The organism is Psychroflexus montanilacus, from assembly GCF_020164535.1.
GTDB lineage: Bacteria > Bacteroidota > Bacteroidia > Flavobacteriales > Flavobacteriaceae > Psychroflexus > Psychroflexus montanilacus.
The window spans coordinates 982740-994654 of sequence record NZ_JAIQZC010000001.1 but is presented as its reverse complement, the minus strand read 5'-3'; the positions used below and the strand labels follow the sequence as shown (position 1 = coordinate 994654).

Below are 11915 nucleotides of genomic sequence, written 5' to 3'. Positions count from 1 at the left end.
GTTAAAATTTTGTATCCAATTTTATGTAATTGAGAAGTTCTTTTCTCACATTTTCATCTTTGAATTTGCCTCCAAATTCGCTTGTTACCGTACTGCTCTCAATGTCGTTGATGCCTCGACTATTCACACAAAGGTGTTTGGCATCAATTATGCAAGCTACATCTTCAGTATTCAAAGCTTTTTGTAGTTCTTTTACGATTTGCATGGTCAATCGTTCTTGTACTTGAGGACGTTTTGCATAGTAATGCACAATCCTGTTCATTTTAGAAAGACCAACCACTCTTCCGCTTGAGATATAAGCTACGTGTGCTCTTCCTATAATTGGCAAAAGGTGGTGCTCGCAAGTTGAGTAAACGGTAATGTTTTTTTCAACAAGCATTTCACCGTATTTGTAATTGTTTTCAAATGTAGATGCCTTGGGTTTTTTTTCAGGACTCAGCCCTCCAAAGATCTCATTCACATACATTTTGGCAACTCGTTTTGGAGTTCCCATCAAGCTATCATCTGTCATGTCCATTCCCAAAGTTTGCATGATCTCATAAACGTGACCTTCAATCTTCTCAATTTTATCCTTGTCAGACATTTCAAACGCATCATCTCTTATAGGATTCTCGTAAGAGGTAGCTACGTGATTATCTCCGATTTCATCCGTCAACTCATTGTGTTTGTGTTCGCACATTTCTTAAAAAATTAGTGGCTGCAAAGATAGCTTTTTTACGCTTTTCGATACTGTAAGTTTCTTCTTTATCAGCTTTTCACAAATAAATTAACTAAGCTTTTGTATTTATTCTGAATTTGAAGGCGTTTCAATAATGAATTAGCGAATTTACTTTGGAATTGGGGAGTAGTTGACGCCCTTTGAGGAAGTCTAACTCAATTATGAAATTCAACTGAATGATGTTTCCTCCAAGTTTTTCTATCAATTGACATGCTGCAGCTGCAGTGCCGCCTGTAGCGAGTAAATCGTCATGAATCAAAATACGCTCGCCGCTTTGAATGGCATCTTCATGAATTTCAATAGTATCACTTCCATACTCAAGATCATAGGATTGAGAAATCGTCTTTGCTGGAAGTTTTCCTGGTTTCCGAATAGGTACAAACCCAACTCCAAGAGCTTTGGCTATAAGCATTCCAAACAGGAACCCGCGGGATTCTATGCCTACGACTTTATCTACAGGTTTTCCATCCAGACCTTTTATCAATTCTGAAACTGCAAAGGTACAGGCTTTGGAGTCCATGAGTAGGGGAGTGATGTCTTTATAGGAGATTCCTTCCTTAGGAAAATCTTCAATAGTTCTAATATAATCGGTGAGTTGCATGATAATTATGGTTTTATGTTTGGTAAAAGTATAAAAAGAAATATATTTGCACTCCCAAAACGGCCTCGTGGCGCAACTGAATAGCGCATCTGATTACGGCTCAGAAGGTTGCAGGTTTGAATCCTGCCGAGGTCACGACAAGCACAAAACCACACTTAAAAAAGTGTGGTTTTTATTTTTATGCAAACGTCAAAAGTTTAAAGCTTTTGTAAGTGCAGGATAAAAATAAAAACTTATACTGCGATAGCAGTGGTTTTGTATTTCCAGCATTGAACTCATTCAGGATATCCAATCCTGCTATGCAAACGTCAAGAGCCACTAGTATTTGTAAGAGAGGAGATAAATAGAAAACCAAGGCTGCGATAGCAGTGGTTTTGTATTTCCAGCATTGAACTCATTCAGGGTATCCAATCCTGCAATACAAACGTCAAGAGCCACTAGCATTTGTAAGAGAGGAGATAAATAGAAAACCATAGCTGTGTTAGCAGTGGTTTTTATACCATGCAAGTGCATGAGCATACTGGAAAAAATAAATTAAAAATTTCCATATTTCCTAGGATTTCCAGCATTAAACTTATTGTGGATATTAATCCTGCCAAAATCACTTTACAAAGTCTATACCTTTGTTTAAAGACGGTTTGGGATTATTTGTTTTAGGGCAAGATTCATATCCAATCCTCTATCTATTCATCATTTAATGCTGTTTTTATTTCTAATTTATAAAACCAAAAGCCATCTCAGGTTTGGAGATGGCTTTCAGCTAAAAAACATAAACAAAGTGAAAAAATTAATTTTTAATTCTAATCGGTATTCAACATTACAGGAGCTTTACCATCTGTAATTATAATTTTTGCATTTGGAGATCTACTCAACTCTCTAAAGGCTTCAATACTCTGAAATTGAATAAGCATCGGAGATAAGCCTTCATTGATGATCGCTTGTGAGTCACGAATACCTTCTGCTTCAACCCTTTTTCTATTGGCTTCTTTCTCTTCCCTTTGGACCAGAAATTCAAGTTCCTCTATTTGCTGTTCAGCTCTTAATTTATCTTCGATTGCAGAAGAAAGTCTGGCTGGAAGATTTATACTTTTCAATAAAACGGCTTGAATATCAAATCCTTTTTCATTTAAAATTTCATTCATGTCTGCCTTGATGGATTCTTCAATTTCATTTCTTTTCAAGCTATGCATGTCTTTTGCAAAGTATTTTGCAGAGATATTAGCAGAAGAAGATCTCAAGGTGTTGATTAACACATCCCGCTCAAAGTTTTTTCCAATGTCTCTTATGATATTTGGCGCTTCATCTTTTTCAATGTTGTAGAGTACTGAAACTTCAGAAACAATAGTGAGTCCTTCTTTAGAGGGTAATAGTAGAGTCTGTTCAACATTGTTGGTTCTTACAAGTACTTTTAGATAAGTTGTAGTTATAGGGTTAAATAGACGGAAACCTTCTTCTACAGGCTTATCACTCAATTTACCAAGTCGTTGCTTTACTCCAACTTCACCAGGCCTGATGACTGCGCAGCTACTTAAGAATAGTGCTGCAAATGCGATACTTAAAATAGTTTTTGTTTTCATGATATTTGTTTTTAATCAAATATCAACCTGTATGCCATTTTATATGAAAAATGAGATTTTGGGGAATTTTTATAAATTATTATTAGCTAAATGGTATTTAAATTAAATTATTAATAATATACATAAATATTATTAATAATAATTAAAAGATTCTGTACAAAAACAATACACTAACATAGCTCAACTAAATGTATAAATGTCTCTATTGATTTTTTGAGGAATTCTACTTAAATATAATTGAGGAGCTGTTCCGTAGCCTCTTCGGAAAAAACCCCTCTGTAATTCATCGCTATACTTAATGGATCCATATGGAGTAAAAACCTGGTGGCATTGTCATTAATATCCACTAAAGGGTTGAAAAGTGAAGCCTTGATAAAAGGTAAAAAAGGCTCTAAGTCTTTATCTATGACGCTTTCAAGATTGTGCTGAATGATGAGCTCTGGCTCAAAATCCATGATTTTTTCAAGAAAAACTTCATTAGGAGTTTGTAATAAACCTAAATAAATCAAGTCTGGGTGAATCAGATTTTTGTACTTCAATCTGAAATTTTCGATGAGGTTGATGCGCTTCATAATAGGGTTTTAAAATTGTAATACTGTCTTTTTCAGGATGATAGTATTTTTAAAATTTGATAAAACTAACCATATTTATATTAAATATCAAAATTCTTTTTTAATAAATTTTAAATGATGATCCAATTAGCCATATTGTATATAATTCGTATTTTCAGCCTAAAGTTAAATATCATAATTACTAGGTTCTATGGCTATACAAAGGTTGGTTTACCTCGCATTAATTTCAGTTCTAGTTTTCTCTTCCTGTAAAAAAGAAAATTTTCCAGAGTTTCAGATATGGGTTCCATATGATGAAACTGGTTTGATAAAAATGAATGCAGATAATGAATCTAAACAGCTTCAATATGAACTTATTCAATCCAAAGTTTCAGACAGAAATGATTTGATCGAAACAGTAACTTATCAACTTGAAGGCTTTTCTAAAGAAAAATATATTCAATTGTCTGATTACATTTTAGATCAGGATATAGCAAGCCTCCAAAGCCAAATTTCTGAAGGTTTGTTTTCTTATAAAGAGTTGACACAATGGTATTTGTACAGGATTGCTCTTTTCGAAAGTGATAAAGAGCTTGCGCTTAATGCAATGATCTCTATCAACCCCAAAGTAGTTGCTCAGGCTGAAAAACTGGATAATTCCACCAAAAGTGAAAAGCACCCTGTTTATGGAATGCCAATTATTTTGAAGGACAATATCAACACCAGCAATATGCCGACCACCGCTGGAGCCGTTGCTTTATTGGATAATCAACCCAAAAATGATGCTACAATTATAAAAAATTTGAAATCACATGGTGGACTTATTTTGGGTAAAGCGAATTTGAGTGAATGGGCCAATTTCCTATGCGATGGTTGTCCAAATGGCTATAGCGCTGTAGGAGGTCAAACTCTTAATCCTTATGGTGCAAGAAAATTTGATACTGGCGGCTCAAGCTCTGGAAGTGCTGTGGTAGTAGCTGCCAATTATGCTGTAGCAGCAGTGGGTTCAGAAACCTCAGGGTCTATTTTGTCTCCATCAAGCCAACAGTCGGTCGTTGGTTTAAAACCTACTATCGGTATTTTAAGTCAAGATGGTATTGTTCCAATTTCGGGTACATTGGATACACCCGGACCTATTTCTAAAAACCTGATCGATAATTCAATTTTATTTTCTGCCATGGCATCATCTCAAGATAACACTTCAGAATCCAAAGTGCCTTGGGAAATAGAGCCCTTAAATGACCTTGAAGGTATTAGACTTGGGGTTTATAAATCCTACATGAAGGATTCTTTATATCAAAATGCAATTCAGGATTTAAAAGGACTTGGAGCTGAAATTGTTGAAATTGAACCAGAGCCTATGAGTTTTGAGGGGTTTAGTAATTTGTTGAGTGGCGATATGAAAATTGATCTCAAAAATTACCTCAACTCTTATGCATCTGATGAAGTTAACGTAGAATCTGCTTACGATGTCATGCAATTTAATAGGCAAGATTCTACACTTAGAATTCCATACGGACAAGCGAGATTTGAAGGAATTGAAGAGCTAAAGTTAACAGAAAAAGAATTGATTGATTTGCGAGAGCGCTTACTTTTATCGGGCATCAATTATTTTGAAAAGCCAATGCAGGCCAACGGACTCGATGCTGTACTATCTATCAATAATTACAATGCTGGTCAGGCTGCAGCTGCCAAATATCCGGCTCTTACTGTTCCTATGGGATACACTAGCAAGGGTGAACCCAAAGGTCTTACTTTTATAACCAAACCTTATTTAGAGTCTGACATTTATAGCTATGCCAAACTTTATGAGGAGGTTTCTAAACACCGAACATCTCCGAAATTATACCTTAACTAAATATATTTTTCATGAATTTTATACGTCTAAGTTTACTCAGCCTTTTTCTTTGTTTTGTAAGTCAGTTGCATGCTCAGGTTGCAAAAGATCATTTCAATTATATGGATCTATTCGATCTGCAAATGGTCTCCAATCCTGAAATTTCTCCAGATGGGAAGACAATTATTTACGAAAGACATCAATTTGATGTAATGACCGATAGTAGATTAGTGAATCTTTGGCAAATTTCTTTTGATGGTGAAAATCACTATCCAATTACTTCGGGTACCAAAAATTATGGGAATGTAACCTGGTCTCCTAAAGGCGACAAATTTGCTTTTACATCCAATCAAGATGGTTCCAATCAACTCTATGTGTATTATTTGGAATCTAAAACAACGGCTGCACTCACCAATTTTACAGAGAGCCCCTCAAATATTAGCTGGTCCCCAGATGGAACACAATTACTGTTCAGTAAATTTGTGCCAGAAGCTTCAAAGGCAATTAACGTGCAATTGCCTTCGCCTCCCTCAGGAGCAAAGTGGGAACAATCTGCCGATGTAATAGATAAAGCAGTCTACAGAAGAGATGGAGGTGGATACGTGCAGGACGGATATCGTCATCTTTTTGTGATTTCTGCAGAGGGCGGTACTGCCCGCCAATTAACTTCTGGTTCTCATCAATTTAGCTCACCTTCATGGGCGCCAGATGGCAAGCATATCGTGTACACTGTCAACAAGTCTGAGGATGCCGAGTTGGATCCAAACAATGAACAAATTTATCAACAGCATATTTCTACGGGAGAAGTAAAACAACTCACCGATAAGCGAGGGCCTTTCAATTCACCAACAATTTCTCCAGACGGAAAATATATTGCCTATACAGGTTTTGAAGATGAATTTGTTGGTTATCAACTTACTCAACTTTATCTGATGAATAGAGAAGGTGAAGAAGTACAGGTGCTGACCCAGGACTTCACTCAAGATATTTCGTCAGTAAAATGGTCAAAGGATAGCAAATCAATTTATTTCAGATTCGATGAAGAAGGAAATAGCAAAGTTGGAAAAATTGATCTTAAAGGGAATGCTACTACCGTTGTAAAAAATTTAGGTTCTGCTAGTATTGGCAGACCTTATGGAGGAGGGAGTTATTCGGTTTCAGATAAGGGTAATGTAGCTTTTTCTCACGTCACGACTTCAACTCCATCAGAACTTGCTGTTGTGGGTAGGAGATCAAATGCTAAGCCAGTACTTTTAACCAGGTTAAACGAAAACCTCCTTCAGTCAAAAAAGACTGGAAAAGTTGAAGAATTTTGGGTGGACTCTTCAGTGGATGATTTCAAAGTTCAGGGGTGGATACTTACTCCTCCTGATTTTGATCCATCTAAGCAATACCCTATGATTTTGGAAATTCATGGTGGTCCGTATACCAATTATGGTTCTCGTTTTTCACCAGAATTACAGTTTATGGCAAGCAGAGGTTATGTGGTAGTATATACTAATCCAAGAGGAAGCACAAGTTATGGAGAAGATTTTGCAGCATACATCAACCATAATTATCCTAGCGAAGATTATAACGACCTGATGGACGCTACAGATTATGTTATCGATCAAGGTTACGTAGATGAAGAAAATGTATTTATCACTGGTGGAAGTGGAGGTGGAGTGCTTACCGCTTGGTCTATAGGTAAAACAGATCGTTTTCAAGCGGCAGTCGTTGCCAAGCCAGTCATCAACTGGTATAGTTTTGTTTTAACTGCAGATGGTTCTCCATTTTTTTCCAAATACTGGTTTAAAGATAAGCCATGGGAATCTCCAGAGGATTATCTGAAGTTTTCACCCATTTCTTTAGTTGGGAATGTTAAGACACCAACCATGCTACTTACGGGTCAGCAGGATTACAGGACACCTATGAGTGAAACAGAGCAGTATTATTCTGCTTTGAAATTGCAAGGTATTGATGCAATAATGGTTAGGATTGCTGGCTCTGGCCATGGAATTGCTGGCAAACCAAGTAATTTATTCAGGAAGGTAGGTTACATAACAGGATGGTTTGATAAATATAAAAAGTGATGATTATTCTGAACTTGTCAGTTCAAAAATGTGAGTTTGAATCCAACTTGATTTAAAGTTCTCTGATATTGATTCAGTACATGTTTAATATTTAATAAAATTAGGGTGAAAGCTAGGGCGTGAGCTTATTTGTTTTCACCTTTAACTTTTTATAGCTGATGTCTCAAATTACCACACTTACAGTCTTAAATTATAAAGGATTTTCTGAAAAATTCTGGGCCTTGTCCATGATGCAGTTTGGTCATAAGTATATGAAAACTGTAGAAGGCCAAAGTTTTTATAAGTTGATGGGAAGTGGTAAAGACAATTTCAATCCTTTTCCTGACTGGAATGTTTATGCTGTTCTTCAGGTCTGGGATGATAAAACCTTTGCTGAAAATTTCTTTGAAACACACAAATTGAGCCGATTGTATCAAAAGCATGCCGAAAAAATGGAAGTGCTTTATCTGGAAAGCATTCAGGCGCGAGGGGAATGGAATGGTAGTAATCCTTTTACATCTACTGTAAAATCCAATGCTATTGATGAATCAGATCAAATTGCAGTCATTACAAGAGCAAGTATCAAAACTAAAATGTTGTTGAAATTTTGGAAGTATGTTCCAGAATCTCAAAAACCCTTAGAAAACACTAAAGGTTTACTTTACACCAAAGGTTTTGGAGAATTGCCATTTGTAGAAATGGCAACTTTTAGTATTTGGGAAAATATCGATTGTCTTCAGGCTTATGCTTATCAAAGTCATGAACATATTAAAGCCATTCAAAAAACAAGACAATTGGACTGGTACAGCGAAGAACTGTTCTCAAGATTTCGACTTCAGGATAAGGTCGTTTTGAAGGGTGCTTAAGTAGTTAATCCGCTTTTCAAATGTCTCATAAAGCCTTTAATGAAGGGTGATGAACTTAAATTGACTATGATTTTTAGGTCTTCTTGAAAAGAAGAGTCTTCATCTAAAAACCTGAATATGGTTTGGATAGAATTATTCTTGTACATCCTATAAAATAACTCCTCGCCAAAGTGATTTTCTTTGCTGAGTACTTCAAGAAAAATTTTATCGTAATGCTTGTATTTTTTTGGAGTAGAATCTTTGTAGAACTCTCGATTTGATTTTAAGAACTTTATCAAATTTTGACTTTTCCTTTCACAGTTTTTGAAGGAATAGCCAGAAGAAGCTTTCACCCAGCCGCCAGCAGTTCCTATTTTAATGACATACTGCTGATTGAAATCTTCGAAAGGGAAATTCGTCATAGGAATTATCCCTTTTTCAGTTTCTGAGATTGTATACTCTTCTATTTTAAGTTGTTCTTTGATGTATTTTTTTAAGTATTGGTCATAGGTAGATTCACTTACCAAATCGGGGCTGAAATAGGTAAACTCAACAAGTGCTTTCGTTTTCGAAAAAGGTAAAATATAAGTAAAACTAGTGCTCTCACCGTCTTTCAAATCATAATCCATCATAGTGAATTCAGAATCATCAAAAGCAGGACTTTCTGTTTCTATGATCCAGCCTTTGAAATGCTGAGCGATGTTTAAATAATTTGCGTCTTCCAGAGAATAAGAATCAGGAATTCTGCTGTCGAAAACATATTTCGCTTTATAATTATCATTTTTGGAGCTCACTATTGCCCCTTCTTCAGATTGAACTATTTTCTGAACTTGTTCTGTTTTCCAAATAAAACGGGGTTCCTTCAAGGAGGTTTTGGCATACGAATAAAAACTCGAAGACCTAAGTGTTTTGTATTGATACTTTCTTAGGTTTAAATTTATAGTTTCACCATTTGCTCTTACTTTTCCTTTATTCCAGGTTTTAGAAACTAAAGCATCCCATTTCCCGCTTCCAGTTTCCCAAAAACTCCAGGTTCTGTCGTTTTTATTTTTTTCTTCTTTATCTAAAATTAGTATAGACTTGTCTTCAAAAAAAGCATCATCGTTCATAGCTAAAGCTAGATTTAATCCAGCTGCACCAGCGCCAACAATAATGTAATCATAGTTATAGGTAGACATAGAAATAGACAAAAAACACGAGTTGAACCAAATATAAATTTAGCGAAATTAAGAACTGACCTTTAATTTTAGCCAGATGAAAGATGAGATGAAAAATAAATGAAATTATGCCCCAGGCGATGTAATTATCTACAGGAGCATATCCTCCTGTAAACTCCCAAAAGTCAAAAATAGGGGCTACTTTTTCCATGAATAAATCCAGAAAAAGCATCATGAAGGTACCTAATAAAGATTTCAAAAAAATATGGTCTGCTAGTTTGTTGGCAACTGCTCCGCAAATAAAAGTAAGCATCGCCCAGTTGACTCCAATAAGAACGGGGACCTCAAAAATTTTAGGACCAAAATTACTACCATAGGCATATTCTCCAAAGAATAACCCAAAAGTCACGCCTAAATATTCAGCAAGGATTCCTACAGCTCCAAAGAGCAAAAAGAAAAGCCATTTCTTATAAGAGGTTAGTGGATAAAAAAGTATCAAAACGATAAACATGATCCACAGGTTGAGCGCAGTTCTACTCGCAAACCAGTCTTGAAACCCTAGGCTAATGCCAACAATTCCAGAAATGTGGAATAGCCACAATAACCCTATTGCAATTAAAATATACTTCTTCTCGCTAAAAAGGCTTTTCATTAGTTTATGTTAGGCATTTGGAACAAAGTCTGAAACGATTTTGGCTGAGAGTAAACATAATGGAATTCCCCCGCCAGGATGAACGCTACCACCGCAAAAGTATAAGTTTTTTATCTTAGAACTGAAGTTTGGATGCCTTAAAAATGCAGCAAATTTATTATTACTAGATGTCCCATAAAGTGAACCTTGGAAAGAAGATGTGGCTGCTTCAATAGTTTCTGGTGTTTCTACGTGTTCCACCTGGATGTGATTTTGAATTTGAACTCCCAAACACGTATTGATTTTCGTAATAATCTTTTCTCTAATATAAGTAGTTTGTTCGTTCCAGTCTTGTCCGCAATTGGTTGGAGCGTTCACCATAACAAACCAATTCTCAGATCCTTCTGGAGCGTCTCCATCAACTTCTTTGGAAGTAATATTGATGTAAACTGTTGGATCTTCTGCAAAATATTTTTTATTGAATAAATGGTCGAACTCTTTTTGATAATCCTCAGTAAATAGAATATTGTGTAAATCGAGTTCTTTAAAACGTTTGTTTACACCCCAGTAAAAAATGAGCGCTGAGCTGGACCTTTCCTGGTCTAGAGTCTTTCTCGGAGGTGTTGCTTTTTTCAACAAAGAATTATAGGCAGAATACACATCCATATTGCATACTACTAGATCATATTCAAGCTTTTCTTGGTTGACTTTTAAACCTTTTATTCTTTCATTTTCGTAAAGAATTTCATCTACTTTTTGGTTGAGATGAAATGAAATGCCTACATCTTTTGCCAATTGAGTTAGACTTTGAGATATGTCATGCATACCATGCTTTGGAATAAAGGCTCCATAATTCATTTCTAAATGTGGAATCATGGACATGATGCCCGGAGTTTTATAGGGCGATGATCCGTTATAGGTGGCAAATCTATTAAAGAGCTGAACCAGCTTTGGATGATCAAAATACTTTTCATTCACTTCGTTAAGGCTGCTATCCAAATGAAGTTTGCTCAAGTTCGCTATTGCTTTTAAAGTATCTTTTGAAAGGTAAGTACTGAACTTATGAAGTGATTTTTCAAGAAATAATCTCGAAGTTAGATCGTATTTGGTTTTTGTGCTTTCCAAATAGTCGCTGAGGTGTTTTTCAGACTCATTGAAGGTATCTGAAGCATCTTTTATAAAATCTTTCTTATCAGCCTTTACTTGAAATTGTTGACCATCTTCCCAAAAATAATTACAAATGATATCTTTCTTTTTGTATTGAAAATAGGTGGAGGAGTCAATATCAAACAAGCTGAATAATTCATCAACCAAATGCGGCATTGTGAAAAGAGAAGGACCGTAATCAAACCTAAAATCACCTCTTTGGAAACTATGCAGTTTTCCTCCAGTATAAGAGTTTTGTTCGAAGACTTCTACGTCATATCCTTTGGCTTTAAGCCTGAGAGCTGAAGCTATTCCAGCAATGCCAGAACCAACAACTGCAGCTTTTACTTTCATCTATTTTTTATTTTTAAGAAATCTCATAGGTGGTATAAGCATACCGAAGCATTCTCCTTCATCTTTACCTAGATGTTTGTGGTGAATTTTATGTGCTCGCCTTATCCCTTTAGCATACCAGTGATTTGCTTTTCTAAACAATTTGAAACGCTGATGAATAAATATGTCATGGACTAGAAAGTACGCTAAGCCATATCCGGCTATTCCTGCACCTATAGCTACTGCAAACTGAAACTCTGCAACCATAAAAAAGTACATGCTTACTACGGCATAGAATACAAAGAACAAGTCATTTCTTTCCCACCAGCTTTTGTGATCTTTATGATGATGATCTTTATGGAGAACCCATAAAAATCCATGCATAACATACTTATGCGTAAACCACGCCATAAATTCCATTCCTAAAAAAGTTGCAACAAATACAACAATCCATATCAATATATCCAT

General features: G+C 35.7%; 12 protein-coding genes and 1 tRNA gene. 4 read left to right on the top strand and 9 right to left on the bottom strand.

What is annotated here, in order from left to right:
* Window position 1: 1 nt before the first annotated feature.
* Both folE and LB454_RS04660 read right to left on the bottom strand, forming a co-directional pair.
* The gene (gene folE, locus LB454_RS04665) at window positions 2-679 is read right to left on the bottom strand and encodes a GTP cyclohydrolase I FolE (protein ID WP_224463459.1); all 678 of its coding nucleotides are present in this window, start codon (window positions 677-679) and stop codon (window positions 2-4) included.
* Window positions 680-806: 127 nt separating this feature from the next.
* Entirely contained in the window at window positions 807-1319 is a 513-nt protein-coding gene (locus tag LB454_RS04660; RefSeq protein ID WP_224463458.1) for an adenine phosphoribosyltransferase, read from the bottom strand.
* Window positions 1320-1380: 61 nt separating this feature from the next.
* On the opposite strand from LB454_RS04660, the gene LB454_RS04655 reads away from it, so the two are divergent.
* Window positions 1381-1454 (top strand) — tRNA-Arg (locus LB454_RS04655).
* Between the two features lie 183 nt (window positions 1455-1637).
* Here LB454_RS04655 and LB454_RS04650 read toward each other — a convergent pair.
* The 3 genes from LB454_RS04650 to LB454_RS04640 form a co-directional block, all read right to left on the bottom strand.
* Entirely contained in the window at window positions 1638-1838 is a 201-nt protein-coding gene (locus tag LB454_RS04650) for a hypothetical protein (protein ID WP_224463457.1), read from the bottom strand.
* Between the two features lie 281 nt (window positions 1839-2119).
* The gene (locus tag LB454_RS04645; protein ID WP_224463456.1) at window positions 2120-2896 is read right to left on the bottom strand and encodes a prohibitin family protein; all 777 of its coding nucleotides are present in this window, start codon (window positions 2894-2896) and stop codon (window positions 2120-2122) included.
* Between the two features lie 227 nt (window positions 2897-3123).
* A complete protein-coding gene (locus LB454_RS04640) occupies window positions 3124-3468 on the bottom strand; it encodes a hypothetical protein (protein ID WP_224463455.1) in 345 nt (114 codons plus the stop codon).
* A 190-nt stretch (window positions 3469-3658) separates the two neighbouring features.
* Between LB454_RS04640 and LB454_RS04635 the strand changes: the two genes are divergently transcribed.
* The 3 genes from LB454_RS04635 (at window position 3659) to LB454_RS04625 (ending at window position 8201) form a co-directional block, all read left to right on the top strand.
* Window positions 3659-5305 (top strand): amidase family protein, encoded by a 1647-nt coding sequence (locus tag LB454_RS04635; RefSeq protein ID WP_224463454.1) that lies wholly within the window; start codon window positions 3659-3661, stop codon window positions 5303-5305.
* Between the two features lie 11 nt (window positions 5306-5316).
* Window positions 5317-7356, top strand: a complete 2040-nt coding sequence (locus tag LB454_RS04630; RefSeq protein ID WP_224463453.1) for a S9 family peptidase — start codon at window positions 5317-5319, stop codon at window positions 7354-7356.
* Window positions 7357-7514: 158 nt separating this feature from the next.
* Window positions 7515-8201: a DUF3291 domain-containing protein gene (locus LB454_RS04625; protein WP_224463452.1), complete on the top strand. Its 687-nt coding sequence runs from the start codon at window positions 7515-7517 to the stop codon at window positions 8199-8201.
* Here the strand turns inward: LB454_RS04625 and LB454_RS04620 are convergent.
* Genes LB454_RS04620 through LB454_RS04605 form a run of 4 tightly spaced genes read right to left on the bottom strand, consistent with a single transcriptional unit; the run spans window position 8198 to window position 11915 of the window.
* A complete protein-coding gene (locus LB454_RS04620; protein ID WP_224463451.1) occupies window positions 8198-9358 on the bottom strand; it encodes a lycopene cyclase family protein in 1161 nt (386 codons plus the stop codon). The two genes, LB454_RS04625 and LB454_RS04620, sit on opposite strands and share 4 nt — an antisense overlap.
* Window positions 9345-9989: a carotenoid biosynthesis protein gene (locus LB454_RS04615; RefSeq protein ID WP_224463450.1), complete on the bottom strand. Its 645-nt coding sequence runs from the start codon at window positions 9987-9989 to the stop codon at window positions 9345-9347. The genes LB454_RS04620 and LB454_RS04615 overlap by 14 nt, the downstream gene beginning before the upstream one ends.
* Window positions 9990-9998: 9 nt before the next feature.
* Window positions 9999-11468: a 1-hydroxycarotenoid 3,4-desaturase CrtD gene (crtD, locus tag LB454_RS04610; RefSeq protein ID WP_224463449.1), complete on the bottom strand. Its 1470-nt coding sequence runs from the start codon at window positions 11466-11468 to the stop codon at window positions 9999-10001.
* Window positions 11469-11915: a sterol desaturase family protein gene (locus LB454_RS04605; protein WP_224463448.1), complete on the bottom strand. Its 447-nt coding sequence runs from the start codon at window positions 11913-11915 to the stop codon at window positions 11469-11471.

Coding starts and splice junctions, on each gene's coding strand:
- folE (WP_224463459.1), bottom strand. CDS start 679: ATGTGCGAACACAAACACAATGAGTTGACGGATGAAATCGGAGATAAT.
- LB454_RS04660 (WP_224463458.1), bottom strand. CDS start 1,319: ATGCAACTCACCGATTATATTAGAACTATTGAAGATTTTCCTAAGGAA.
- LB454_RS04650 (WP_224463457.1), bottom strand. CDS start 1,838: ATGCTCATGCACTTGCATGGTATAAAAACCACTGCTAACACAGCTATG.
- LB454_RS04645 (WP_224463456.1), bottom strand. CDS start 2,896: ATGAAAACAAAAACTATTTTAAGTATCGCATTTGCAGCACTATTCTTA.
- LB454_RS04640 (WP_224463455.1), bottom strand. CDS start 3,468: ATGAAGCGCATCAACCTCATCGAAAATTTCAGATTGAAGTACAAAAAT.
- LB454_RS04635 (WP_224463454.1), top strand. CDS start 3,659: ATGGCTATACAAAGGTTGGTTTACCTCGCATTAATTTCAGTTCTAGTT.
- LB454_RS04630 (WP_224463453.1), top strand. CDS start 5,317: ATGAATTTTATACGTCTAAGTTTACTCAGCCTTTTTCTTTGTTTTGTA.
- LB454_RS04625 (WP_224463452.1), top strand. CDS start 7,515: ATGTCTCAAATTACCACACTTACAGTCTTAAATTATAAAGGATTTTCT.
- LB454_RS04620 (WP_224463451.1), bottom strand. CDS start 9,358: ATGTCTACCTATAACTATGATTACATTATTGTTGGCGCTGGTGCAGCT.
- LB454_RS04615 (WP_224463450.1), bottom strand. CDS start 9,989: ATGAAAAGCCTTTTTAGCGAGAAGAAGTATATTTTAATTGCAATAGGG.
- crtD (WP_224463449.1), bottom strand. CDS start 11,468: ATGAAAGTAAAAGCTGCAGTTGTTGGTTCTGGCATTGCTGGAATAGCT.
- LB454_RS04605 (WP_224463448.1), bottom strand. CDS start 11,915: ATGGATATATTGATATGGATTGTTGTATTTGTTGCAACTTTTTTAGGA.